Annotated in this window: 24 protein-coding genes and 1 pseudogene; 13 read left to right on the plus strand and 12 right to left on the minus strand. The window is 44.5% G+C overall.

Annotation, left to right across the window (positions count from 1 at the left end):
- The first annotated feature begins 16 nt into the window (after positions 1–16).
- The 4 genes from BMX02_RS03960 to BMX02_RS03975 all read left to right on the plus strand — a co-directional run bounded on the left by BMX02_RS03960 (position 17) and on the right by BMX02_RS03975 (position 4159).
- A complete protein-coding gene (locus tag BMX02_RS03960) occupies positions 17–1045 on the plus strand; it encodes an AAA family ATPase (RefSeq protein WP_342210514.1) in 1029 nt (342 codons plus the stop codon).
- Positions 1046–1060: 15 nt separating this feature from the next.
- Entirely contained in the window at positions 1061–2707 is a 1647-nt protein-coding gene (locus BMX02_RS03965; RefSeq protein WP_091689665.1) for a tRNA uridine(34) 5-carboxymethylaminomethyl modification radical SAM/GNAT enzyme Elp3, read from the plus strand.
- Positions 2708–2858: 151 nt separating this feature from the next.
- Positions 2859–3206, plus strand: a complete 348-nt coding sequence (locus BMX02_RS03970) for a transcriptional regulator (protein ID WP_091689367.1) — start codon at positions 2859–2861, stop codon at positions 3204–3206.
- Positions 3207–3400: 194 nt separating this feature from the next.
- Complete coding sequence (locus BMX02_RS03975; RefSeq protein WP_091689369.1) at positions 3401–4159, plus strand: MinD/ParA family ATP-binding protein; 759 nt, start codon at positions 3401–3403, stop codon at positions 4157–4159.
- A gap of 1 nt (position 4160) precedes the next feature.
- Here BMX02_RS03975 and BMX02_RS03980 read toward each other — a convergent pair whose 3' ends face one another.
- The gene (locus BMX02_RS03980) at positions 4161–4964 is read right to left on the minus strand and encodes a hypothetical protein (RefSeq protein WP_091689370.1); all 804 of its coding nucleotides are present in this window, start codon (positions 4962–4964) and stop codon (positions 4161–4163) included.
- A gap of 125 nt (positions 4965–5089) precedes the next feature.
- On the opposite strand from BMX02_RS03980, the gene BMX02_RS03985 reads away from it, so the two are divergent.
- Entirely contained in the window at positions 5090–6280 is a 1191-nt protein-coding gene (locus BMX02_RS03985; protein WP_091689372.1) for a bifunctional 5,6,7,8-tetrahydromethanopterin hydro-lyase/3-hexulose-6-phosphate synthase, read from the plus strand.
- A 43-nt stretch (positions 6281–6323) separates the two neighbouring features.
- Positions 6324–6989, plus strand: coding sequence for a triose-phosphate isomerase (gene tpiA / locus BMX02_RS03990; RefSeq protein ID WP_091689375.1), 666 nt, complete (start codon positions 6324–6326; stop codon positions 6987–6989).
- 73 nt (positions 6990–7062) lie between these two features.
- On the opposite strand, the gene BMX02_RS03995 is transcribed toward tpiA, so the two are convergent.
- Genes BMX02_RS03995 through BMX02_RS04020 form a run of 6 tightly spaced genes read right to left on the minus strand, consistent with a single transcriptional unit; the run spans position 7063 to position 12234 of the window.
- The gene (locus BMX02_RS03995; protein ID WP_244624812.1) at positions 7063–7377 is read right to left on the minus strand and encodes a hypothetical protein; all 315 of its coding nucleotides are present in this window, start codon (positions 7375–7377) and stop codon (positions 7063–7065) included.
- Positions 7378–7435: 58 nt separating this feature from the next.
- On the minus strand, positions 7436–8761 hold the full coding sequence (locus BMX02_RS04000) for a prephenate dehydrogenase (protein WP_091689377.1): 1326 nt from the start codon (positions 8759–8761) through the stop codon (positions 7436–7438).
- A gap of 2 nt (positions 8762–8763) precedes the next feature.
- The gene (locus BMX02_RS04005; RefSeq protein WP_091689379.1) at positions 8764–9570 is read right to left on the minus strand and encodes a shikimate dehydrogenase; all 807 of its coding nucleotides are present in this window, start codon (positions 9568–9570) and stop codon (positions 8764–8766) included.
- A complete protein-coding gene (gene aroD / locus BMX02_RS04010; RefSeq protein WP_091689381.1) occupies positions 9567–10268 on the minus strand; it encodes a type I 3-dehydroquinate dehydratase in 702 nt (233 codons plus the stop codon). The genes BMX02_RS04005 and aroD overlap by 4 nt, the downstream gene beginning before the upstream one ends.
- A gap of 3 nt (positions 10269–10271) precedes the next feature.
- Positions 10272–11414, minus strand: a complete 1143-nt coding sequence (locus BMX02_RS04015; RefSeq protein ID WP_091689383.1) for a 3-dehydroquinate synthase II — start codon at positions 11412–11414, stop codon at positions 10272–10274.
- 22 nt (positions 11415–11436) lie between these two features.
- Positions 11437–12234, minus strand: coding sequence for a 2-amino-3,7-dideoxy-D-threo-hept-6-ulosonate synthase (locus BMX02_RS04020; protein ID WP_091689385.1), 798 nt, complete (start codon positions 12232–12234; stop codon positions 11437–11439).
- A gap of 170 nt (positions 12235–12404) precedes the next feature.
- On the opposite strand from BMX02_RS04020, the gene BMX02_RS04025 reads away from it, so the two are divergent.
- The gene (locus BMX02_RS04025) at positions 12405–12974 is read left to right on the plus strand and encodes a GMP synthase subunit A (protein ID WP_091689387.1); all 570 of its coding nucleotides are present in this window, start codon (positions 12405–12407) and stop codon (positions 12972–12974) included.
- Positions 12975–13030: 56 nt separating this feature from the next.
- On the opposite strand, the gene BMX02_RS04030 is transcribed toward BMX02_RS04025, so the two are convergent.
- Together BMX02_RS04030 and BMX02_RS04035 are read right to left on the minus strand one after the other, a co-directional pair.
- Complete coding sequence (locus tag BMX02_RS04030; RefSeq protein ID WP_091689389.1) at positions 13031–13867, minus strand: TIM barrel protein; 837 nt, start codon at positions 13865–13867, stop codon at positions 13031–13033.
- Complete coding sequence (locus tag BMX02_RS04035) at positions 13864–14196, minus strand: hypothetical protein (protein ID WP_091689391.1); 333 nt, start codon at positions 14194–14196, stop codon at positions 13864–13866. The genes BMX02_RS04030 and BMX02_RS04035 overlap by 4 nt, the downstream gene beginning before the upstream one ends.
- A 360-nt stretch (positions 14197–14556) precedes the next feature.
- Between BMX02_RS04035 and BMX02_RS04040 the strand changes: the two genes are divergently transcribed.
- Positions 14557–16098, plus strand: coding sequence for a glycosyltransferase family 2 protein (locus BMX02_RS04040; protein ID WP_091689393.1), 1542 nt, complete (start codon positions 14557–14559; stop codon positions 16096–16098).
- A gap of 48 nt (positions 16099–16146) precedes the next feature.
- On the opposite strand, the gene BMX02_RS04045 is transcribed toward BMX02_RS04040, so the two are convergent.
- On the minus strand, positions 16147–16653 hold the full coding sequence (locus BMX02_RS04045; RefSeq protein ID WP_091689395.1) for a metal-dependent hydrolase: 507 nt from the start codon (positions 16651–16653) through the stop codon (positions 16147–16149).
- A gap of 71 nt (positions 16654–16724) precedes the next feature.
- Between BMX02_RS04045 and BMX02_RS04050 the strand changes: the two genes are divergently transcribed.
- Together BMX02_RS04050 and BMX02_RS04055 are read left to right on the plus strand one after the other, a co-directional pair.
- Positions 16725–17495: a polysaccharide deacetylase family protein gene (locus tag BMX02_RS04050; protein WP_091689397.1), complete on the plus strand. Its 771-nt coding sequence runs from the start codon at positions 16725–16727 to the stop codon at positions 17493–17495.
- Positions 17492–18544, plus strand: coding sequence for a DUF354 domain-containing protein (locus BMX02_RS04055; protein ID WP_091689399.1), 1053 nt, complete (start codon positions 17492–17494; stop codon positions 18542–18544). Before BMX02_RS04050 ends, BMX02_RS04055 begins: the two co-directional genes overlap by 4 nt.
- 22 nt (positions 18545–18566) lie before the next feature.
- Here BMX02_RS04055 and BMX02_RS04060 read toward each other — a convergent pair whose 3' ends face one another.
- Both BMX02_RS04060 and BMX02_RS04065 read right to left on the minus strand, forming a co-directional pair.
- Positions 18567–20459 (minus strand): hypothetical protein, encoded by a 1893-nt coding sequence (locus BMX02_RS04060; protein ID WP_091689401.1) that lies wholly within the window; start codon positions 20457–20459, stop codon positions 18567–18569.
- A 42-nt stretch (positions 20460–20501) separates the two neighbouring features.
- A complete protein-coding gene (locus tag BMX02_RS04065) occupies positions 20502–21653 on the minus strand; it encodes a glycosyltransferase family 4 protein (protein WP_091689403.1) in 1152 nt (383 codons plus the stop codon).
- 236 nt (positions 21654–21889) lie between these two features.
- Here BMX02_RS04065 and BMX02_RS04070 point away from each other — a divergent pair.
- The 3 genes and pseudogenes from BMX02_RS04070 to BMX02_RS04080 all read left to right on the plus strand — a co-directional run.
- Positions 21890–22432 (plus strand): annotated as a pseudogene (locus tag BMX02_RS04070) (RNA-guided endonuclease TnpB family protein); the annotation flags it as partial.
- Between the two features lie 500 nt (positions 22433–22932).
- Positions 22933–24387: an oligosaccharide flippase family protein gene (locus BMX02_RS04075; RefSeq protein WP_091689405.1), complete on the plus strand. Its 1455-nt coding sequence runs from the start codon at positions 22933–22935 to the stop codon at positions 24385–24387.
- A 96-nt stretch (positions 24388–24483) separates the two neighbouring features.
- Entirely contained in the window at positions 24484–26718 is a 2235-nt protein-coding gene (locus BMX02_RS04080) for a sugar-binding protein (RefSeq protein ID WP_091689407.1), read from the plus strand.
- The last annotated feature ends 15 nt before the right edge of the window (positions 26719–26733 follow it).

Here is a 26733-nt window from a genome sequence, read left to right on the forward strand (position 1 = left end):
TCCTTAAGAGGTGTTAATGATGAAGGATATGTGGACTGTGAAATACCGGCCAGAGATGCTTAAGGATATCCTGGGCAATGATAATTCCCTCAATGCCCTTGACAAGCTTGTCCATTCAGGCAACCTGCCCCATCTTGTGTTCCACGGTCCGGTGAACTCCGGCAAATCCTCAACTGCCTTTGCCCTGGCACGTGAACTGTACGGGGAGGACTATGAGGGCAATTTCACATACTTCAATGCATCAGATTTCTTTGATCAGGGGAAGCGCTATCTTGTTCGTGATAAGCGTTTTACCCACATTATAGGGACGGATGACCCGAAGAAGATCTACTCAAGTGTCATCTCTATCTTCAAGACCGTGATAAATGAGTTTGCCGGAATGGGTTCAATTGATGCGGATTTCAAGATCATCTTCATCGATAATGTTGAGTCACTGGATACCAGTGCACAGCATGCCCTGCGTCGTATAATGGAGAAGTATACCCGCACCTGCAGGTTCATCCTGTCCACTACCCAGCCTTCCAAGCTGATCTCACCCCTGCGTTCAAGGGGACTGGAGCTTTTCTTCACTTATGTTCCGGATGATCTGCTAAGGCCATATATTGTCTCAATTGCAGAGCAAGAGGGCATTTCTATTTCTGAAGATGGCCTTGATGCTCTTATGTACTATGCCGGAGGCAATGTTTCAAGGGCTCTACTGACACTTCAATTTGCTAATATGAACAATCCGGATGCAAAGATCACAGGTGACCTGCTCTACGAGGAATCTCTCTGCGAAGTGTCTGACAACGTGACCGAACTTCATGCTGCAGCCATTGGGCACGAGTTCTTGAAAGCGAGGAAGCTGATCGACACTCTTCTCATTGAGGAAGGTTTCACCGGCGATGAGGTCCTGCAGCAGTTACATTCGGTAGTTGTGAGATCGGACCGTACCGAAGATGAGATCGCAAAAGCGGTCTACAGGATAGCTGATGCAGATGCAATGATCATCGACAGTGCGAATGCAAGGATCCATCTGGAATCACTTGTTACGGAACTCTACTGATATCGGGTATTTATGATGACGTCTGAAGCTGATGAGAATTTCAGGGCTGCATGCCGAAAGTTGCTGGATATGGTACTTGAGGGTAAGGTATCTGGCAACCTCCAGCTCAATGAGGCAAAAAAAGCTGTCAGCAAGGAGTTCAGGCTTTCCACACTTCCAAAGAACCCGGATATAATTATGGTGGGGACTGAAGAGGAGCAAAAAAAGGTGCGTGATTCCCTTCGCCGCAAACCGGTCCGTACGATATCAGGTGTTGCGGTGATCGCTGCAATGACCTCACCCTGTGCCTGTCCTCATGGTGTATGTGTGCCGTGTCCGGGAGGTCCGAATTCTACATTTAATTCTCCTCAGAGCTACATGGGAAGGGAACCGGCTACAATGCGGGCCATGCAGTATGAGTATGATCCCTATCGGATAGTCTCAGGTCGCCTGTCCCAGCTAAAGCAGATCGGGCATGAGGTGGATAAAGCAGAGCTTATCGTCATGGGTGGTACTTTTTCTGCCCGGGCCATCGATTATCAGGAATGGTTCACAAAGCGCTGCCTTGAGGCAATGAACGATTTTTCCGGAACCGAGTGGCGCGATGATGTGCAGCTTATCGGTACATCCCGCCCTTATGTGACGGTGGAGGATGTGCAGAAGGCCAATGAGACTGCAGCCATAAGGAACACGGGTATCACTTTTGAGACGCGTCCGGACTGGACGGATGTCGGACACGTGGACCGTATGCTGGCACTGGGTGCCACAAAGGTCGAGATCGGTGTCCAGAGCGTATATGATTTCGTGCTTGAGAGGATGAGGCGGGGGCATACGGTGCAGGAGACCGTGGAGTCCAACCGGATCCTCAGGGACAGTGCGCTTAAAGTTGGTTTCCATATGATGCCACATCTTCCCGGGATGGATTCTGCAAGGGACCTTCGGGGTTTTAAGAAGCTTTTTACGGACAGCAGGTTCATGCCTGACTACCTGAAGATATACCCCACTCTTGTCACAGAGGGCACACAGCTTCACGAGATGTGGCTAAAGGGTGAGTATGAGGCACTGGATGACGAGGCTGCTACGGAGCTGCTTGCAGATATCAAGGCCATACTTCCCAAATGGGTGAGGATGCAGCGCATACAGAGGGACATTCCTTCCCCGCAGATCCTTGCAGGGGTTAGAAAGAGCAATATCCGCCAGCTTGCAAAGGAGAGGCTGGAATCAAGGGGTGGCAGGTGCAGGTGTATCCGTTGCAGGGAGGTCGGTCACAATGTCCTCAGGGGCAATGAACCGGATCCGGATAGTATTGAACTCACAGTAGAGACCTACGACTCCTGTGGCGGGAAGGAATATTTCCTCTCATTTGAAGATATGACGAACGATATCCTGATAGGTTTCCTGAGGTTGCGTTTCCCGAACTCTCCGCACAGGGCGGAGTTACAGGATGCTGCCCTTGTGAGGGAGTTGCATGTCTATGGTTCCATGGTGCCGGTGGGCAGGGATGCAAGCAGGACCGACTGGCAGCATCGCGGGTATGGCGCGGAACTTCTGGGGAATGCGGAGAAAATGGCTTCAGAGGCAGGTTATTCAAAGATATCCATCATCAGCGGGATAGGTGTGAGGGAGTACTACCGCAAATTCGGATACTCTCGCGATGGTGTCTATATGTCAAAAAAACTTTGATATTTATCTGGCAGATCCTAAGGCAAGTTGTAAGTTGTTGTATTACTGTATCTCTTCAATACATTTATAGTGTAGTTGGATGTATTCCCTATAAATCTACTATTATGATGTTCGATCGAGAATTTTGTAAAAAATACTCGGGGAGACCAGAATGACAATTGATGATTCCAATGAAGAGATCGTTAATCTTTTGAAGGAGATCAGCGGGAAACTGGATCGTATCCTGATGCAGGGTACATCTACGAAAGAGTCGGATGAAGGTATCTTTGATGTACTGGATGTGATGACACTGCTCACACTACCCGATCATCTGCGTGCTACAGCAACAGCGCTTTTCGAGTTGGGGTCGGCAACCGCTGAAGATCTTGCAGAGAAGACCCATAAGGAACGTGCTGTGGAGAGCAATTACCTGAACCAGCTTGTGAGGATGGGGCATGTTGTAAAGGGGCGTTCAGGCAGAAAAGTTTACTTTAGTATAGGGGAAGGTCTTGGCAAGTAATAGGCCTTATCTTTACTTGAATCGTATATAAGCTATATATGGTGTATATTTCTGTACATCGTTGATCAACAAATGTCTCAAATCAGAATAGATAAAGTATACTTGATTTCAACGCAAATATTCTGTGAAATACTCTTATATAGGAGTTTGTCATCTATCTCCTAAGGACTAATATCTACTCTATGGGGATATAAATGGGAATAAGTATCGCGGTGCACTCATCAAAAGGCGGGTCTGGTAAGACCTCCTTTTCTATCAATCTTGCATTTGCATATACATCTGCCGGGAAGAGCGTATGCCTTCTCGATGCTGATTTTAAGGCTCCGAGTCTTTTTAATTACATGTTCCCTGATTCTGATCGCTGGCTGAACGATGTCCTTGATGGCAAATGCGACATCATGGATGCGATCGTTGAGGTTGCTGATGACACAGTAGCCCCTGGCAAGTTATATGTGGGATATTGCAACCCTGATATCGATGCAGTTCGTGAAATGTCGGGTAAGGATCGCAAATGGCAATCAAAAGCTCTACAAAATATAATGGGTGTAAAGAAGAAATTGTTCTCCTCCGGCATAGATGTGCTTATCATCGATACCGGTCCTGGTGTGGATTTCACATCGGTTAATGCAATAGCTGCAGCTGATTATGTTATAATGGTGACCAAACCTGCCAGATCTCACCAGAAATATATGGAGCAGATCATTGATGGTATTTATATTCCGCTTGGTAAGGATTACGGTGTCATTATGAATAAGTGCCATGATAATAAGCCGATCGCAATACCCGGTTTGGTCGATCCGGATATTCCTGTTGTAGCATCAATACCCTGCCTTTGTGATATTGCTACCAGGAGTGATTCAGAAGTGCTGACAGTCGCTGATCCGGAACATCCTTTCTCAAAAGCTGTTTTCACAGTGGTCAGGACTATCGAAGATTGTCTTTCCAATAAGTGAGTTACTGATCATCATCTTTTTCAAGCATGTCCTTTACATCACTCACATAGTCGAGGACATTTTCCTTCTTTGCCTCTTTCACTTTATCATGGAATGTGTCCGATTCCATGAGCGTGTTCTGAAGTGTCACTATCAATAAAAATATGATCGAAGCTGCTGCAAACGCAAGTGTGATCCTTTCAATGGGGTAAATAGTGATGACCGATGCAAACATCTGAGGCGGTAGGTCAAAAAGAATTGCTGCACTTATGCTACCTGCAAGATGGTCTGCCAGGATTGCTATCAGTGCTGCAAGAAGCAGGAATGTAAATTTGAACAGGTTTCCTTCCCTGTCCTTCAATTTGTAGTTAAATACGAGGAAGGCGCCAAGTGTGACCACATGGAACCATGGGTAGTAGTATATTGTCCTTCCTGTAGGCGTGATATACCAGAGCAGTATAAGAATTCCAAAGACTGCCATTGCAGCTTTTTCTTTCCTTGTGATACAAAGACCTGCTACTACAGAGGACATTGCTACAAAGAAAGGGGTAAGCAGATGGAATGTGTCCGGGCTACCTCCTCCTCTTACTAAGGTGTGCCCCATAACACCGGTAAAGGATACGATCGTACCCCAGAACGGACCAAGGAGCATCCCATTCAATGCACCGAAAGATACTACCGAACTTATCCTTGCTCCCTCTATGCCGATGAGGTTCTCGAAATCCGGAAACCAGCTTGCAAAGTATGTTATTATAATGGCTGAAAGAACATACAATGCTGTAAGGTTCCTTTTTTTGATAAGCTGGTTGTATATATCAATGATCACAATGCTATATTGTTTCCATTATTATATAATACTTTGATGAAACATCTGCCTTTTTTTACAGGTGACTCCATTATTCTCATCAGAAATGATATATATAGTCATGGCAATTTAGCGGATTGATAACTATGATGTTTATTGGAGAAGCATTAATCGGCGAGGAACCAGAACTCGCACACGTCGATCTTATGATCGGGGACAAGGAGGGACCTGTTGGACAGGCATTCGCAACAGGCATGACCCAGCTTTCAGCAGGGCACACTCCTCTTCTTTCCGTCATCCGCCCGAACTTACCCACAAAGCCATCTACACTGATCGTTCCAAAAGTGACAGTGAAGAACATGGACCAGGCCGCACAGATATTCGGTCCTGCCCAGGCAGCTGTTGCTAAGGCGGTCGCTGATGCTGTGGAAGAAGGAATTGTCCCGACAGAACAGGTAGAGGACCTTGTGATCATCGCAAGCGTATTCATCCACCCACAGGCTGTTGACTACAACCGTATCTTCAGGTACAACTATGGTGCTACAAAACTTGCTCTTAAGCGCGCACTGGACAATTTCCCGGATATCGACACTGTGCTCGAGGAGAAGGACAAGTCCGCACACGCTATCATGGGATTCAAGGTCTCAAGGCTCTGGGATGCCCCATACCTGCAGGTTGCACTTGACAACCCCAACATCGGTGCTATCACCAATGTGGTCAAGCAGCTTCCAAAGAGCGACCACCTGATCCTGGAAGCAGGTACACCTCTTATCAAGCGCTATGGTGTGGATGTTATCAGCAAGCTGCGTGAGATCAAACCTGATGCGTTCATCGTTGCCGATCTTAAGACACTTGATACAGGTAACCTTGAGGCACGTATGGTGGCAGATGCAACCGCAGATGCTATTGTCGTTTCCGCACTTGCGCCTATTGCAACGCTCAACAAGGCGATCGCAGAGGCACACAAGACCGGTATCTATGCTGTCATGGACACACTGAACCAGCCAGATCCTGTAGCTGTACTTGAACAGCTGGATGAGCTTCCTGATGTGGTCGAGCTTCACCGTGCTATCGATATCGAGGAAACCGCTCACGCATGGGGCAGCATTGATGGTATCAAGGCAGTTGGCGAGAAGCGCAACAAGAAGATCCTTGTGGCAGTTGCAGGCGGTGTACGTGTTGAAACTATCCCTGATGCACTTGGTGCAGGAGCTGATATCCTCGTTGTCGGAAGGGCTATCACCAACTCCAAGGATGTCAAGCAGGCAGCTGACCAGTTCATCGAAGGCCTGAACAAGCCAGAGATCGACCAGTTCAGAGTAATGACCGATTTCTAAGCGTGCGATTTTCGCACGTTCCCTTTTTTATGGAGGGGTATGTATGAAACCATTGATCGTATTGAATCTGAAGACCTATCTTGAAGGTACCGGGGAAGGTGCTGTCAGGATCGCTGAGGCCTGCAGGGCCGTAGGCGAGGAAAGTGGGATCGAGATCGCAGTGGCACCACAGCTGTGCGATGTCTACAGGGTTGCATCCCAGGTGGATGTGCCGGTGTACTCACAGCATCTTGATGGTGTCGGTGCCGGAAGTTTCACAGGTCATGTGTTTGCCAGATGCGTCAAGGATGCCGGTGCAGTGGGTACACTTATCAATCACTCCGAGCGCCGCGTAAACCTTGCGGACATCGAGTCATCCGTTACTGCTGCAAAAGGAGAGGGTCTTCGCACGATAGTGTGTACCAATAACATCGCTACAACAGCAGCAGCAGCTGCACTAGGGCCTGATTTTGTTGCAGTGGAGCCACCGGAACTTATCGGTTCGGGCATTCCTGTTTCAAAGGCAGATCCTGAGGTCGTAAGGGGTTCAGTCACTGCCGTTGAGCGCATCGATGCTGATGTGAAGGTGCTCTGCGGTGCAGGTATCTCAAAAGGAGAGGACCTTAAGGCTGCAATGGAACTCGGTTCTGTTGGAGTGCTCCTTGCATCCGGTATTGTCAAGGCCAAAGATCCAAAGGCAGCGCTTGAGGATCTGGTAAGCCTGATCTGATCCTTTAATAGAAGTTATACTAAAAAGAAGTAAGTGATGCCTTCTGGCATCCTTTTTTTAAATTTATTGTTCCTTAAAGGAAATACCATGCGATAAGCAACAACATGGATGAGAATCCTACTTTTATTCCCATGGTAAGTTCCAGGTGAAGGTTGCGTGCAACCATGTTGGATATTCCGATGGGCGGTGGTGATAGCAGGAGTGCTGCCAGGAACAATGAGATGCCTGATATGTAATTGTTTTCCACAATAATGAGGTAGAGTCCCGAAATTCCCAGATATATCCCGAAAATGGAGATTATCAAAAGTCCCATTTTGTAGAATCGAAGGTATTTTTCGACACCTCCGGGAAGCATATTGGCAGTTTGCAAATTTTCAGTCTTTTTCAAAAGATCACCACGATCAGTGTTTAAACGGAATATTAAATTTGTTTTCATTGCATAAATATCAGATGGAATTCTGACCCCTTATTCCGCAACCAAGCCCAACAAAGAGTTTCTCGATGTCTTCCTGCACCTCTGCAGCAGGCAGGTCTCCGAGTATGGTAATGCGGTATGTGACACTAAGCCTATCATCGGATATGCCTGAGTATGTGTCAATAATGCTGACGGAGACAATCCTTTCATCGCAGTCGATGACCTTCTCAATGGTCTGTGGGTCCGCTCCGACAGGTATCAGGACCGAGATGTCCCTGATAGGATGTGCGAGGTTATCGATCTTCCATTTATTCAGTTCTACATCGTTAAGCAATCTGATGTTCTCGGTTCTCAGAGATACGGTCCTGTCTCCCTTTGACAGCGTTACTGTCCGGGGTGTGACCTTTTCGATGATGCCCACATGTGTCACGCCGGAGTAGTTATGCAGAAGTCCCCTTTCTCTCCCGACGGATGCTATCATTTCCTCGAATTCGGCTATCTTTGCATTGATCAGCTTATCAGATCTGTGTAGTGCGGATGCCGTATCCTTGAAATGGGCTGCTGCTTCTGTCATCTTTTTACAGAAAGCTTCGGTGTCCTCTTCCCGGACGATGTCCGAGAGTACATTGCATTCGTTGATGAATGCCTCATGGACCTTGAGCACCTGGTCGTTCTTCATCTGGATATGGGCGTACAGGTATGGGTTCTGTCCCAGTATCCTTCCCACGAAGTCGACCATTATCTCATATACCGGGCTCATGAAACGGCGTGACTTGCTCACGTCGAAATCAAGGCTTTTGAACGTGGTCCCAATGGTGATGTATGCAAAATGTGTCAGACCCTGGACAACGGAGACGAACTGATCGTGCTCCTGCGGGTCGATGATCTCAATATGTGCACCGCTTTCTTCGAAGAGTTCATGCATGATCGGGAACCATTTGTCACAGCGTCCTTCTGTTGGGCTCATTATGACGATCTGTCCCTGTAATGTCGGGATCGAGGGGCCGAACATGGGGTGTGTTCCCAGGATCTCCACGCCTTCAGGTGCGTATTTTCTCATTGCGTTGACGGGTTCTGCCTTGATGGATGTCAGGTCCATTATCAGGCTTCCCTGCTTCATTTTCGGAGCGGTTTCCTTGATTACCCTTGCAGTGATGTCTATGGGTACGGTAATGATCACTACATCAGCTTCCCGGATCTCCCTGTCAAGGTCGGTGGCGAATTCCACTCCCATCTGGTCTGCGATCTCGGTCTTGCCGCTGCTTCCCCATACGATCACCTCATAACCGTGCCTGAGGAAGAATCTGGTGAACCACTGCCCCATTCCTCCGGTACCGCCGATTATGAGCATCTTCATAATTACAGGGCCTCCATTACAGCCTTTTTCATTACATCCACAGGAGGTTCCACGCCGGTCCAGATGCGGAATGCTTCTGCACCCTGGTAGACCAGCATCATGATCCCTGTGACCGGTTTTGCTCCGGCAGCTTCGGCTTCCTGAAGCAATCTTGTCTTCAATGGATTGTAAACGACGTCAAAAACGGTGAGGTCGGAATGCATCTGGTCGGCGGTGACGATCGTATCGCCTATGCAGGGGTCCATTCCCACTGTTGTAGTGTTGATAAGTATGTCCGTGTCCTTCAGGCATCTGTCCAGTACATCCAGCCCGAAGCCGTTGACATTGCCGACCTCTGCTGCAAGGGTCATGGCCCTTTCAGGGGTCCTGTTTGCAATGTTCACCTTTGCACCGGCTTCTGTGAACGTGAAGGCGATTGCTCTGGCGGCGCCTCCGGCTCCGAGTATCAGTACGTTCCTGTCCTGAATATCGACCCCGGCATCTTCCAGTGTCTTCTGTGCGCCGATACCATCCGTGTTGTAACCTTTGATACCATCCCTGAAGTCGATGGTATTGACGGCTCCTATCCTTGCAGCCAGGGGGTCGGTCTCAATAAGTCCGATGGCAGTCTCTTTCAGCGGGACAGTGATGTTCAGTCCTCCAAATCCCATGGCCTTTGCGCCTTTTAACGCATCGCCAAGGTCCTCCTGCTTTACCCTGAACGCGTGGAATGTGCAGTCCATTCCAAGTGCTTCGAAGGCTGCATTGTGCATGATGGGTGAGAGTGAATGGGCGATCGGGTCTCCCATAACTCCGAATACCTGTTTCATTGAAGCATCTCCAGTGCTTTTTTCAGTTCGTGTACCTTCAACTGTCCGGGGGCCACGGCGCTTGATATGCTGGCGTAGGTCAGTTTTGAACCGTAGCATGGCCCGATGATCCGGCTGTGCTTTCCAAGCTGGCCCATTGCGATGGTGCAGACGTTATCCTCATTTAATGTGACCTCAAGCAGGTCAAGAACATCCTGCATGCTATTTGGCATCACTGCAAGCTTTGCAATATCGGCTCCTGCCTGTCTTGAACGTTCAAGGATATCCCTGATGATAGCTTTGTCAGGCGTGCTCTCAAAATCATGGGATGATATGATGACAGCTTTGCCCGCTTCCTTTGCCTTTTTTACAAGCCTGTCACGAAGCTGCGGGTCTGCACTGAGCTCTACATCGATTGCGTCTGTGAGGGGCAGGATCTCTTCAAGTAAAGTTATCCTGTCATCTTCTGAGCCTTCCCAGTTACCTCCTTCAGTTTGTAACCTGTTGGTTGCAATACACGGAAGTCCTGTGTCAGATCGAAGCTTTTTGAGGATATCTGTTACTTCTCCAGGGGTCTTTATCCCGAGCAGGTCAAGCCTGATCTCAAGGATGTCTGCTCCCAGGTATGCAGCGGCCTTTGCCTGTATCAGAGGGTCCTCGTTGATAGCTGCAACAAGGGCTGCCCTCTTATCCAGATCGAAATTACCTATGCTGACCATGTCTCATTTCTCGATGATGGTCTCTTCCACCTTCATGCCGAAGTGGCGTGCGCCTCCCTCGTAGTTGACCAGTATCTCATCTCCGGGCTTAAGCTCGGCAATTGAGATAGGCTCCCCTTTGGTATCTACGAGCTTGATGGTCTCGGCATTCTGGAGTATGTTCTTAATGATGTTGCCATCTACCTCTGCTTCAACAAGCATGAGTGGGCGCCTTTCTATCTTGACCCTGCCGACGATACCTGCACGCTGGTTGCCCTGTGCATCAACTATGGTTACATCATCACCGGATTTCAGTTCGGAGAGGTATCTGGTCTTGTCGCCGACCTTCACGTAGGCATGGACTGCTCCTGCATTGACCCTGAACGGCCTGGACGCCACGTACGGGCTTTCCTCGGATTCGGAGTGAACAAGGAACATGCCGCTTGCCTGGGAACCAACGAGCATTCCTTCGCCGCGTGTCATCATGTTGCATGTATCGACACAGACGCGGTCACCCATTCCCACAGGTTCGACCTTTGTGACCTTTGCAGCGATGAGTTCCAGTGCTTCCACACCTGAGCTTTCGCCTACTGTAACAGTGGACTTGATGGCGTTAGGGTCTTCAGTGTCAAGGAGGACACCGTCAGAGCCGTGCTCCATGGTCTCAAGGGCGAGCTTTGCTTCATCAGCATCACGGACACCTGCAATGATCTTCACATTGCTGTCCTGAAGACCTGCAATGAGGTTCTCAAGAGGAATGACCTTCCAGTCAGTACCGACGATGATCAGGAAATCACATTCCTTTCCGATATGTGCTGCAAATTCCTCGTAGGCCTTGTTCTGTATGACCACATATGCACCTACGGTGAGGCCTTTTTCCTTTAATCGGATGGCCGTGCTCATGTCAAGGGATCCGATGGGGTCGGGGGACAGAGGCCTCGTACCGTCGCCTTCTCCTCCTTTTCCGACGACCACAACGTCAGCGCCTGACCTGTCATCATTGGCAAAGGCAGCGACCTTGATATCGCCAAGTTCTCTCACTTTTTCCACTTCGCCAGCGTTTACCAGAACATAGTTAGCACCGGATTCCAGCCCGGTGGTTATCCTGTCCTTGTGATCTTCCCAGTCGCCTTTGTCAGCTTTGATCCAAATTGTCTTGCCTTTCATATGTATACGCCATTTGCCTTCATCATTTAAGTGTTTGTAGTGCTTCCTCGACACTGCGGCCTTTGTGGACGATCTGTGTGATGGCCTGTGTCATCTTTATAGGGTCAGGATGCTGGAACACGTTCCTGCCAATGGCAACTCCCCTTGCTCCGGATTCCATGGCGCCGCTGATCATTTCAAGGAACTGCTCGTCGGTGTCGGTCTTTGGTCCGCCGGCAATTACTAAAGGTACGGGACATCCCTTTACAACGTCCCTGAAGCTGTCGACATCTCCGGTGTAGACGGTCTTGATGATGTCTGCCCCAAGTTCTGCACCGACCCTGGCCGCGTGTGCGACCATTTCCGGATCGTGCGGGTCTGTGATCTTCCTGCCTCTTGGGTACATCATGGAAAGGAGGGGAATTCCCCATTCGTCACACTGTTCTGCGACATATCCGAGCTTCTTAAGCTGGTCGGATTCGGTATCAGAACCTATGTTCACGTGGATGGATACGGCATCGGCACCCATTTTCATGGCTTCCTCGACCTTGCAGACAAGGACCTTGTCGTTGGGGTCAGGTCCGAGGGATGTGGAGGCGCTCATGTGGACGATTAGTCCGACGTCATGACCGTATCCGCGGTGGCCGTGGTAGATCATTCCTTTCTGCATGAGAACTGCATCTGCACCGCCTTCAGCGACCTTGTTGATGGAGTCTGCAATGTCTATCACTCCCCTGATGGGTCCGTCAGAGATCCCGTGGTCCATTGGAATGATGAGCATGTTCCTGCTTTCCCTGTGCATGATCCTTTCAATTCGAATCCTTTTACCTATTTCAGCCATTTTATCACTCTCATTATTGCGGTTTTGTCAAATCGTGTTAGTATGTGACATAGTAGCACAAACAACTATTTAAAGCTTGTTATTTTCTCCCTTTCTTAAAATCTGGAATAGTCTTATATATAGATTCATCATTACTGGCAATATCGACTCAACCCGGTGTGATTTTCATCATGAGAGAGTTAAAGATCCTTGTTATCAATAATTATGGCCAGTTCTGTCACCTTATTCACAGAACCGTACGCGATCTCGACATGGAGACGAAGATCGTAGCGAACACGACCTCTGTGGAAGACCTCCTTGAGCAGGAGCCGGACGGCATCATCTTAAGCGGTGGTCCGTCAATGGACCGCATCGGCCTCTGTCAGGAATATGTCGAGAGCATAGACAGGCCTATTCTGGGCATCTGCCTGGGACATCAGCTTATAGCCAGAACCTTCGGTGGACAGACCGGTTCAGGCGACTACGGCGGCTATGCAGAGATCGATGTGGAGATACTGGACGAGGATGACATCCTGAAAGGGCTTGGTCCAAGGACATCCGTATGGGCTTCACATGCCGATGAGGTCACTGTCCTTCCGGAAGGATTCCTGCACCTTGCACGCTCGGACGTGTGTGAGATCGAGGCAATGCGCCATCCAGAAAGGCCGATCTACGGGGTGCAGTGGCATCCTGAAGTTGCTCACACCGATAAGGGTGAAGAGCTTTTCATGAACTTCTTTGAAGTTTGTGAGAACTACTGAAGCCTTAACTCCTGCCTTATCGCAAAGCAGGAGCTAAAACCTTCTTATCCTCTTTTTTACATTTCAGCTTTCCTGAACGTATCCTGCAGCAGCAGGGCATCCCCTTCGAGATTGGGACTTTCACATATCACAAGCCCCTTCACATCGAATTCCCGAAACGCTGCCATCAGGTCAGTATAATTGTAATCCGACTCCCGGAGCACCAGGTGGTTCTTCTCCCCCTTATTCCCATACTCGATGCCGGAAACGTGACAGTGCATGTCCTCAAGCCCTTCCCGCCCGAGATATTCCTCCACCTTCACGAGCACATCCCGGAACTCCTCGATAGTGTTATACTCTCCGCTGCTTCGTGCGTGCAGATGCGAGAAATCGATACAGGGCATGACCCCCTCGATGGCTGAAGCTATCATCAGGGTCTCCTCCAGATCGCCGAACTGGGTCGGTTTGCCGGTGGTCTCCGGGCGAAGCACAGCGTTGATGCCCTCGTCCTCAAGCCTTGATGCAAGCCTGCCAAGCAGCCCGCTGACCCTTTCAAGCACTTCCTCACTGCTCTGCTTGAGGTAGTAAGCAGGATGGAACACAATGGACGATGCACCGCAAAGTGCACCGATGCGTGCCGACTGGTAGATGCGCTCGATGCTGGCCTCGATCTTCTCATCCTCTGCGGAGTTTAGATTGATGTAATACGGTGCGTGCACGCTGAGTGTCACACCCTCTGCTTCCGCTGTTGCCCTGACCCTTTCAGCCATGCCTTCCTTCATGCGCACTCCGCGCACGAATTCCAGTTCCATGCACCCCAGGCCAAGCTCACGGATACGCTGTATCCCTTCGACGCTGCCCCTCTTCTTTGCACTGACGGGGGTCCCTGCTGTTCCGAAGAGCAGCTCTTTCATAATATCCCCAAGTGGATCCTGAGCTCTTTTACTCGCTCTTCCGATACCTTCTCGCCTAACAGCTCAAAGAACGAATCGATATCCTCTGGATCAAGGGACCTGATATCCTCCTTGCCCTCCATTGCAAGTCTTGCAAGGTATTCCAGTTCCTCAGCGTCAAGCCTCTCAAGCCTCTCCCTGAAGTCATCCGAATCCTCTGCGATCTTGTGGGATATCGGCCTTAGTATGAACGGATATGGGTGTCCCATTTCTGACATATGCGTTCCGCCGTTCTCCGGTGCAAGCTTGTTGAAGATCTCCTTATCCTTGTCTGAAAATTCTCGTCCCATGGGATTTGATTATGTGGGGGGTGGTATAAAATTATGTCTTTTTTTTGGGGATGTGTATTTGTGTATGTATGAATATAGTTTGTATGCTTTTATAAAAAAATCTTAAATTAATTGTTGTGTATACGAACTTATTTATTCTGAGGTTTGCTTCCGCTTGGTTTGGTATATATGCATACTTCTAATTATAGAGTATATTTCTTTCATAATTGATAGCATGAGGCTACTTCTTTTTGTAGTTAAATCAATAAATTCATTCTGTTATCATACGCCTTTATATAATATGATTTATCAATATTTACTTTGGGAGGTTGTGGGTGATGTGCATATGTGTAATTATTAAATTGAGTATGAGGTGTGCCAATGACTGTGGTGGCAGCCATTCCTGCGTATAATGCCGAGGTTTATATCAAGAATATCATTAAAAGAACGAAGCTCTATGTAGATCATGTCGTTCTTGTTGATGATGGGAGCAGCGATGCGACAGCCTGTATTGCTAAGAATATGGGTGCACAGGTGATCAGGCACGGGGATCATCTGGGCAAGGCTGCTGCATTGGCAACAGCTTTTGAAGAAGTGAAAAAACTAAACCCATCTGTACTTGTGACCATCTATGCGAACGGTTTTCACAATCCTGATGACATCCCTGCAATATTGAATCCTGTGCTTTCTGAGGATGCAGATGTTGTGAACGGTGTTTATGTTACTTCATCGGGCACTGGCCTTGATACTACGTTCGAGGATGTGGAGGCTACAAGCAAGGGCCAGTTTTTCATGGCCAGTGGGTTCCGTGCGTATTCTTCAAAGACACTCGATGTTTTCAAGTTCACAAAGGGCGACGATGCTATTGAGGTGGAGTTGATAAATGATGCTATCAAGTCCGGTTTTAAGGTGCGTGAGGTGCCTATCAAGATAATCGATCCGGTCAAGAGAGAGTTGTTGGCAAGCAAACGCATAGGTGTGGTAGTGCCTGCGTACAATGAAGAGAAGCTTATAAAAGCTACCGTTGAGGGCATTCCCCAGTACGTTGACCGAATCTATGTGATAAATGATGCGAGCACTGATAATACTGCAAAGGACATTGAGACACTGAATGATCCGAGGGTGTTCGTGATAACGCACGAGACCAATAAAGGTGTGGGTGCTGCAATTGTCAATGGCTACAAGCAGTCACTGAAAGAAGAGATGGATGTCGTTGCGGTCATGGCAGGGGATAACCAGATGAACCCTGCCCAGCTGCCAAAGCTGCTGATGCCCATTATCGAGGGCAGGGCAGATTATACCAAAGGCAACCGCCTGTTCAGTACGGAGTTCCGTGAAGACATGAGCAGATTGCGCCTGTTAGGTAACTCGATGCTCACGTTCATCACGAAGATTGGAAGCGGGTACTGGAATATCATGGATCCCCAGAACGGCTATACTGCCATCTCAAAGGAAGCACTGGCAGAGATAGGTCTGGATGAGATCTACACGTACTACGGTTACTGCAACCACATGCTTGTGAGGTTGAACGCCTTTGGTTTCAGAACCCTTGACGTGGTCATGCCTGCCAGATACGGACAGGAGAAGTCAACGATCAAGTACGGTCCGTACATGAGCAAGGTGTCGATCATGCTGTTCAAGAAGTTCCTCTGGAGGCTGAAGATGAAGTACATGATACTCAGCTTCCATCCGCTCGTCTTGTTCTACATCCTCTCCATGGCCTTCCTTCCTGCAGGTGTGCTGTTTGGTATGGCAATACTCATAGCCACGCTAATGCAGTGGCCAGTATCTGCGAACCTGGCAATACTGGACGCTTTGATTCTTATATCAGGTGCCCAGTTCCTGCTGTTCGCCATGCTTTTCGATATGCAGGAGTCAGATAAGGACATACGAGGCGAGAACAGGTTGTATCACGAAGACTGACAAAAGAAAAATTCATATAAAATCCAAAAAGGCCGAAAACCGATCCGTTCATTTCCTGTGCTCGTACACAAGGAACAGAATCGCTAACAGGCCAATAACTTCAGAAACCAGGGCAAAAGATAAGTCAGGACTATAAACATGTTTCACGATATTCATGAAATAATCCAGAAAGCTCCCACAAGAGCATCCCTGAGCAAACTCCCACCCAAAGATCGGCCAGAAGAATGTCTGCGGAGTCATCCACATCCGGTCTTCCAGCAGATGCAGGAAACTGGCTCCGGCCACAAGCATGATCCGGGAATCCCCTCGCTGCCTGAAATAAACATATCCGGCAACCAGAATTACAATAACAAAAACAAGAGTGTGTGCAAAAAGCCTTCCACTTGCAAAAACATCTTCAAACAAAACCCTGCCTATGGCCTTATCGATCAGGTCCGGCAGCAGGGCTCCCAGTGCAATGAATCGGTAATCAAGATGACGTTTGAGGGACGGAAAAGCAAGGCTTGCAAGGAAGAATACGGTAAGCGTGACTCCTATATGGCCAAGGATGAACATTATGAGTCTAGTAGGGGTTATACATTTAAAAAACTTCACATTCGTAAGAGCTCGCTGTGTGGTGATCCCTGATGCTGAGTATTGATGATCATGATTTTACGATCCATAAGTTTCACCGCCTCTGTGATGCAATAGCCACAACGTATCCAACGATCACAATGGCAGAATACATGAATAAGGAGCATTCTGTCAGGTTCGTGCTGATGCGCCATGATGTTGACAGGATGCCAGGACATGCACTGGAAACTGCGCGGATCGAGCATGAACTGGGCATCAAGGCAACATACTATTTCAGATCGATCAAAAGCGTGTTCAAGCCTGAGATAATGAAGCAGATCCTGGATATGGGTCATGAGATCGGTTACCACTACGAGACATTAAGCGAGGCAAATGGCGACCCGGAAAAGGGAATCGAATTGTTCCAATCTCATCTCGAGAATTTCAATGATGTCTGTAAAGTGAAAACAATATGCATGCATGGAAAACCCCTCTCAAAATACGATAACAGGGATTTGTGGAAGACTTACGATTTTAAAGATTATGATATCGTTGGTGAAGCCTATCTCTCTGTGGGATATGAATTAAATTATTTTTCAGATACAGGCAGAAGCTGGAATAAAAAGAACAGTTTGAGAGATTTCATTCCCAACAAGACCGAAGGTTTCACCGCCGACACAACGGATGACCTGATCGACCTGATCGAGGGTGGCGAACTGGATAATTTCTATATTCTTACGCATCCGGAACGCTGGTCATTGAATCTAATTGACTGGGGATTGTATTGTGGTATGGATATGGCTGTCAATGTGGTGAAGAAGGTTATAGCTGCGGTGAGAACATGAGGGTCTTATTCAATATGGCACATCCCGGACAGATTCACTTATTCAAAAATGCGATATGGGCTCTGGAAAAACGAGGACACGATTGTAAAATCACCACGGTTGACAAGGATGTTTCTTTGAATTTACTTGGAGCATATGGATTTGAATATGATGTTGTTGGAAGTGCAAAACCTTCCTTATTTTCAAAAGCCACAGAGTTGCTGAAAATAGAATATAATCTGTACAGGATCGCAAAATCATTTAAACCCGATATTCTGGTTGGTGGCGTTGGTAATGCCTATGTTGCTCATGTAGGTAAGATCATCCGAAAACCTTCCGTCGTTTTTGATGATACTGAACATGCAAAAATTGAACACATATTAACTGATCCTTTTGCATCTGTTATCTGCACTCCGTCTTGCTATCAGGTCGATCTTGGAAAAAAACAGGTACGATACGATGGGTATCATGAACTGGCGTATCTTCATCCAGATTACTTCACTCCCAATCCAGAAGTTCTATCTGAACTCGGGTTAAATGAAGATGACACTTTTATAATTCTACGCTTTGTTAAGTGGGACGCAGATCATGATATTGGACAGCATGGTATCCAGAACAAGATCGAATTCGTGAATGAACTCGAGAAACACGGGCGTGTGTTGATCACGTCTGAAGGTGAGATGGACAATGCACTAAAAAAACACCGTATTAACGTTTCTCCGGAAAAACTGCATGATCTGTTATATTATGCAAGTCTGTATGTGGGGGATGGAGGAACCACTGCTGTTGAAAGTGCAATACTGGGGACCCCTTCTATTTATGTTTCATCTCTTGTTGGAACAATGGGTAATTTTACTGAGCTTGAAGAAAAATATGGATTGCTTTTCAATTATAACGATTCTAACAAAGCCCTGAATAAAGCAGTTGAACTAATCCAGGATCCAAGCATCAAAGAGGAATGGAATAAGAAGCGTGAACAACTCTTGCGCGACAAAATTGATGTAACTGCATTTATGGTCCGGTATATAGAGAATTTTAGTAACCTAACTTCTACACCTTTAAGCGCATAACCCCAATTGTGTTGGCACAAGTTCAGGAATTATGGTATAAATCCACAGCAGTATTTGAGTAGATCTTGTTGTTCCTTTGCAGGTAAGTGTACAGTTGAATTTGATTTTCAGATGTTGGGAAATAATCCCCTTCTTCAAATGCCAGCTTTGTATCTAAAAATTGCTTTTCTCTGATCAGTATGTAACCTTCGTAATCCGGGATACCATCGTAGGCGTTTATCATATAACTCCTATAATAAGGAAGCTCCAGCGCATCTGATCCATTAAATTCTCGTTGTGTAAAATATCTCGATGTCTCATAATCTGAATGTAGGTTAGATCCAAACGGAACATGACCGGAAACATGGTCATATCCTGTCAATTCTTCATCAATGAAATACTTGCGATTTGTAGTCGATCCAAAATAATTAGAATCTTCTGCATTTGATATTATGGAATAAAATGAAAATATGCTAAATAAAACCAATACTATCATAAAAGCAGAACGTATTTTGAGATTTTTAGACATTAAATAATATAAAAAAGCAAAAATTCCCGCGCTCATCACGAACGACATAAAGGGAGCAAGAATTAGCATAAATCTATCAAACCTGAACAAAACCATAGATTGCCATAACAATTGAATCGGGTTCGGTGTGTATAGGACGAGTGTGAATAAAGCAAATAAACTAAACACACGGGCATATTTCTTATTTTCTTTCCATAGTATATACCCGATTCCGATCAAAGCAAAAAATAAAAAAATTGAGGTATCAATGTGGTTTACTAAGAATGACCATTCGTTACCAGATTGAACAGTAGCTTTCACCACCGGGGTTTCGAAATGTTCTGGCCTGATATGCGATTCCATCAAACCTCGAGTAAATGAATATGCATAAAAAAACCAGTACCCAATAAATGTGACATTGACCAATAACAAAAAATTGTTGCTTAAATACTGTTTATTACCTGCAATTCGTTCGCAGACAAATAGAAGAAGTATCAATATAACCATTTGAATTATTGAGACCTGATGTACAAGTATGACGAATATACATAAAAGTATTGCAAGGAACCTGTAAACAGCTTTATTTTTATCACTGTGACCTTTATATGTTAGATATATCATTATGAGAAATCCGACATAGGCTACAGTTCTGGTTACCACATATGCGCCATAGAGTATTACCACAGAAGTCACTGAGTATATTAAACATGTAAGGAGCGACATTTGTGAATTACGTGTGGTTAAATTAAATAATTTGTAAATAAAAACAATTAGAATCACATAAAGGGGAATTGCTATCAAGAAAAGAGTGTTTTTGAGATCTAAACCCAATAAATAAGAACTTTCAGCGATCAGTATATGGTATAATGGGAAGTTCGCATATTCTAAAAAGTAATCTATTGGGAGTGTGTACCCGGATAGATATGTTATCTTAGCGAAAAATAAGTGCGGTAAAATATCAGTCCAACCGAAATATAGTGGATACTTTAATGTCATCCCGCCGATAACACTGGCCATAAGGAGTATTATTTCAGACAATATTATCAATGTATTTGCATCTCTTGAGAAGATCTGCGTAAATATCAGGGAATATAATATCAAAATTAGCACAAAATAATACCATGGTCTAAATGGAATTAACAATAATATCAATATGGATACATTGAACAATATGCCAAAAAGCGCACTCAATGTCCTTTGATTAATTATTAATGTATTTGAAGAAGAAGTTAATTCGATCTCTCTTTTATGATATATCAGTACTAAAAATAATGATGCTAAAATGGCTGGGAGTCCTGTTGCCAGGCCCCTTATTGCATAATCAGGCCTATCTATGGCAAAAGCTAACAAAAATCCACTTACTACCGTCAGAAGTATCAATACAGGTAATGCAAGCGCAAAAGAGTGTATCTTATTATCTTTAGTCATAAATTAAAACTCATATGATTTCATATGTATCTTCTATACTAATCACATGTTTGTGCCACGAATATCATCGATTAGTCCCGATTGATCAATGATAGCATCCCATGTAAAATTTTTGGAGAGGTCTCTGTTGTTTGTGCACATTTTGTCATATAGTTCTTCATCGTTTAGGAGCATATCGATCTTTTCAGCCAGGTCTTTTGGATTACCAGACTCGTATAATAGACAGTTTTGATTCTCGATCAACCAGGACTCCCGTCCCTCGACGTCTGACACTATGATCGGTTTCCCGGCTGCAATATATTCTTTTGCTTTTCTTGAAGAGAAATAATCTGGATAAAGAGAATGCTTGTCATCTTTGTCATACGGTAGTATGCAAACATCAAATTTGTGTATTAATGCATAAACATCTTCCCGCTGAAGTCTCCCGGTAAAAATTATGTTTTCAGTGTCACAATATTTGTCCATGATGTGGTCGGCTTTATACCCCATCCCAATAATCACTCCTACACAATTATTTGCATATTTCACACATTCGCACACATCTTCTATTTTCATAAATTGTTCCCAGTTACCAATAAATCCGATTATCCTTTTATTGCCGGGTAATTTTATTGAACATGTATGATCAGTTTCATTTATTTTATCTATGTCAATACCATTGGGCATGTATATGCATTTATCCTTGTATTCTTCTATCTGGGCAATAACTCCTCCACTTACTACAATGATCCTGTCTGCCAAATATAGTGACAGTCTTTCAATATGGTCAACAAAGAAGGCTCTTAAATGTCGATCTTGCTGAATTAATTCATTTTTATACTTCCCATGATAATCCGTATATATTTTTATGTTAAGTATCTTTAGAAATGGATACAGCAAGATGGTATCATATCCTCTGATAATTACATAATCAACTCTTTTTGAAACGATGTGCCATAGTGAAAGAAGAGTCATCTGAAGCTTAAATATCATGCCTTTCAAAAGTCGAAATTTTCCTGATATTGGTATTATGGGTTTAACTTGGATTAAATTTCCCAATCCAATCTGTTCGTCCTCATTTTTTTGCATAATTATATATGTGTCTGGAAACTCCTCTTTCAGTTTCCGGAATATGTATAGGGCCCTTGAAGATTGAACAATGCTGAATGAAAATTTCGCACTCATCAATATAATTATGCCTTTTTTTTGTTCCATGGGATCAGCTTTCTTATATTATTATTGGACTGTACGTATTTATATTTTTTTTATCACATGTGTATAATATTAGTAAACTCTGATAGATCCAATAAATTTAGAGGTAAAATTCTGGAGGAGCGGAACACAGCAATTCCTTACCATATTAAGAAAATAATCAAGCACGGTCTCAGAATAGAAGTCCACAGTCACTCATCCAAAAACAGGGCAGAAAAACTCCATGGTGCTATTCACACGCTATTCTTTCCAATGGTGAGAAAATTGATAATCCGAAGTATCTTAAAAACTCAATGAAACGAATGAAGGTGTTGCAGAAAAGATTATCCCGAAAACAAAAGGGTTCTGCAAATAGGCAAAAAGCAAAATTAGCAGTAGCAAAACTTCATGAAAAAATCAGTAATCAACGTAATGATTTCCAACACAAATTATCTTTTAAATTAATAAGCGAGAATCAAGCTGTGGCGTTGGAAACATTGAATGTTGAAGGAATGATGAAAAACCATTGTCTTGCACAACATATCGGTGATGCTTCATGGAGTTCAATCGTGGAGAAATTGGAGTATAAAGCAGAATGGTATGGAAAGACTATTTTGCGTATCGGACAGTTTGAGCCATCTACCAAAATATGTAATATTTGTGGATATTACAACAAGAACATTACACTTGCAGATCGAAAATGGGATTGTCCAGATTGTAATACAAATCATGATAGGGACATCAATGCCGCTATCAATATCATGAAATTTGCACTTGATAAACAAAACTTAATAGGAATTTAAGCACCTTCGGAACGAGGGGAAGGGCTTGTGGACTTGTGAACGATGGTTCAAAGGATGAAGCAAGAAGCTCCATGCGTAAGCGTGGAGTAGTTCACCGAAAATATCTGGCTGTGGACTCAGAAAGCCATGTAGTAGTAATCAAGATGCCTCTGAGTGGTGGAAGGTGCACTCAAGTACGGAAAAATCCCATGTATGACTTCGAGATTATAAAAATGAACGTTGTTTGCCCTGTAGATCCATACGTATAAAAAAGATTATATTCAGGTAAACTTTAATATATATATGTTGACACCTGACGCTGAATCATAAAAACCGTAATCTCTGGCTCCCTAAATTTCGCTAAGTATGACTCAATAGCCTGCACCTATTCAACTATGACTGTAGTGGAGTTTTATCTCACCTGACCTCCTGTCCAGCATCAAGCTGTGAGATATTCTTACAAAAAAACAGTATTGTTTTGACCATTATCAAATATAGATACGCAAAAGCGAGATATTATAATGTCAAGTTTCATCAACAACGTATTAAAATTGGTATCTGGGAGTTTGCTGGCGCAGATGTTTGGGATTATGCTATATCCAGTCATTGCCAGGATATACTCTCCGGCTGATTTTGGGGTCTTTCAACTTTTTCTATCGATCTCAACGATTGTTACAATATTCACTTGTTTTTCTTATGAGCTTTCTATTATGCTCCCAAAAAATGATGAAGATTCTGCCAATATTGTTGCACTTTGCATAATTCTTCTAACATTTGTATCTATTATTGTCGGTTCTATATTTGTCCTTATCCCGGAGCAGATAGGCAGTCTCCTGAATGCCCCACAACTTTCTGATTATCTTATATTTGTGCCTCTTGTTGTATTCTTAAATGCCCTTTTTTTTGTGTTGAATTTTTGGACATCCCGGAGAGTCAGGTATGGAGTCATTGCAACAGCAAGGGTCGTTAATTCATTATCATCCCGGGTTACGCAAATTGGGATTGGGGTAGTCAGAGCATCACCGATCGGATTGATCTCTGGTTATTGTTTCGGTTATTTGCTGGCAGATCTCCTTATGTTAATAAAAATAAGATCCGATCTACATCTTTTCAATAATATTTCTCTTAAAAACATACGGAGGTTGGCTATCAGGTATAAACGATTTCCAATATTTTCGATGTGGTCTCAACTTACAAATGTGATCTCCCTTCAATTAACTCCGTTCATGCTCGTATATTTCTTTAGTTCTACCGTAGTTGGATACTATTCAATGGCAAGTCAATTGTTAGTTCTACCTCTGACACTGGTAGGAGGTGCCACCAGTCAGGTATTTTTCCAGAAGGCCAGTGAAGTGAAAAACATTTCCGGGAATTTAAAGAACATACTAACTGATGTTCATAGGAGATTGATCTCGATTGGCGTATTTCCGATGATGATATTCATGATCATCGGTGAAGAGCTGTTCAGCTTTTTTTTGGGATCAAACTGGTATACTGCCGGAACCTATGCCAAGATATTGGCACCGTGGATCTTTTTGCGATTTATATACGCCCCGATATCATCTGCTTTCAATATACTTGAAAAACAAAATATAGCATTAGGTTTTAATTTTGTCTTTGTTATTTCGATTTTTCTTGTGCTCTATATTGGGGGTACCTATGGGGACCCAATGATAGCACTTACTTTACTTTCGGCTACTGCGGTGCTGTTGTGGGGAGCTGCCGATCTCTATATATTAAGAATGTCTGATGTTCGATGTATCGATGAAATTAAAAATCTAATAGAATACCTGGCAATAGCATTTGCAATTTCTCTTCCTTTAATTGTGGTGAAGTACCTCTCTTTGTCGATATATGTCATCTTCATTGTTGCATTTGCAGTTACGTTTGCTTATTATCTGGTAGTTATGTATAAAGATCCTATACTGAGGGATCACTTATATGGTACATTAAAGACTATTAAGAACAAGTTATGAATTTGCTATGAAAATCAATAGTTCAATCAAAGAAGCAAAGTATGGATCTACAAAGTCTTGAGTCATATTTCAATGTTATTGTAGCAAGATGGTATAATGAGAAAAACAACTATAACATTATTGTGTAGTCTACTAATATTTGTTCTGTTACTGGGCATCACAACCACTTTACGTAGTTCACCGGCTGCAGCAACAGTATATGTTGCTACAGATGGCAGCGGTGACTACAATTGTGATGGTACAGATGACCAGGTTCAAATTAACCAGGCAATGGACTTCGTAGCAAGCCATTCTGAATATACGACTGTTCATCTAAAAAGTGGTACTTACATTATAGGCGATACGATCTTCATTCATAGTGATACCATACTTGAAGGTGAGTCTGGTACTGTTGTCAAATTAGAAGATGAATGTGGATGGCCTAGCCAAAAAGGTTTAATCGAACCATCTGGTGAGGGTGCCCATAGTTTTAAAATCCATGATTTTGAAGTGGATGGGAACCTTGACAGGCAAACATATGTAGTAACCCAGATGGGTGAGCCAAGCATACATGGTCGGGGATACCTTGATATGTTCTTTGCGTCCAGTGGTGAGAATGGAGACCAGAGTGCTCCATACGATTTTGAGATATATAATATGTACTTCCATGATGGTGCAAATGATGGTATCAAAATCAAAGGGGATAAAACATCTGCTGGTATGAAAATTCACGATAATACATTTTCTCGGACAGGTCATGATGATATATTCATTACGTTATCAAAGGATGTACATATCTATGATAATGATTTCACATGGATTTATGGCGATTGTGGAGTGCGAATAGAGAACACAGATGATGTTGTCATCACAAACAATACTCTGTATACAAAAACGTCTGATCCTCGTGGAATCTCCGGAATTTATTTATCCCTTACTCATAATGTGCACACATGTCACAATTATACCGTTGCGTACAATACAATAAGAGATGTTCAGGAAATGGGCATTGTAGTTTGTAATCGTGTGGCAGGAACACCTGGCCTTGACAAAGCCAAAGATCTGTATATTCATCACAATTTGATCTATAATGCAATCGGTAATCGTGGATACGGTGGTGGAATCCAGGTAAATGGCTGGAATAATACTGTGATCGAAAACAATGTGATCGATGGCTGTAATGGCGATGGGATCGTTACCAGAAACAGGTTTGAAATGGGTGACACGACTGGCTACAAGATATACATCAGAAACAATGTCATCACTAACACAGGTTATTATAGCGGTTTCTCATCAAGTGGGCATGGTATCAATAATTACCTTGACTCAAGGCATGATCTTATCCTGGAAAACAACAATGTATGGAACAACGAAAAAGGTAATTACCGCAATGTCGACTCACATGCGTCCGATCTCAACGTCGATCCATTGTTCGTTGATCGGGCAAATCATGATTACCATCTAAAACCGAATTCACCGATCATTGATGCAGGTATGGGTGTGTATGTAAGTGCTGGTTCTACACCAGCACCCATTCTGAACACGAACGGTGGCAGGACAGCGGATGAAGGAAGCAGCTTAAGCTTTGTGGTCAGTAGATGGATAAGCGATATCAGTAGATGGGTAATCGACTCCATAAAAAGTCCGTTCATCGATTCGGACACTGTTCTTGTAACAGTACAGGAAATTCCATCGGACACTGGCTGCGGAAATTTAGACATAGTACGCGGCACAGCTACAATCGATGGTGATCTAAGTGATTGGCAAAACACAGCAGGGATCACAATTTACGGAGCTTCCGACAGAAATCCAGAAGAAGACAATACAGCAACAGTAAAGGCAATGTATGATGACACGTACCTTTACTTTGGATATGATGTGACAGACACCACCCTCCGGGCAAATATGGTACGTGATGACACTAGTCTATATTTAGATGACAGCGTTGAGATATATCTTGACACTTTAGACAACAATGGGGCCGTAATGCAGGCAGATGACTACCACTTTATCATAAACCTGAATGGTGCAGTAGTGGATGATGTGGGCACCGGTAGTGAGAAGGATTACAATTACACCAGCAATATTCTCAAAAGCGTGAGGTTGCAGGGCAGCAAGAACGATGCCAGTGACACGGATACAGGCTACATGATCGAGGTTGCAATACCATGGAGTGACATCGGTGGACAACCCTCTAACGACATTGTTGGTTTGTTCCTTGCCATAAATGACTTGGATAATGCAGGTGATATATATTTCTTTAATTGGTGCAATCTAACAGGTTCCTACGCTGTACCTGAAGACTGGGGGGATGCGATCATTACAGGTATAAACAACACAGCGCCTGTCTGACTCCCATCGATAGCA

This window comes from Methanococcoides vulcani (assembly GCF_900111645.1).
GTDB classification, from domain to species: domain Archaea; phylum Halobacteriota; class Methanosarcinia; order Methanosarcinales; family Methanosarcinaceae; genus Methanococcoides; species Methanococcoides vulcani.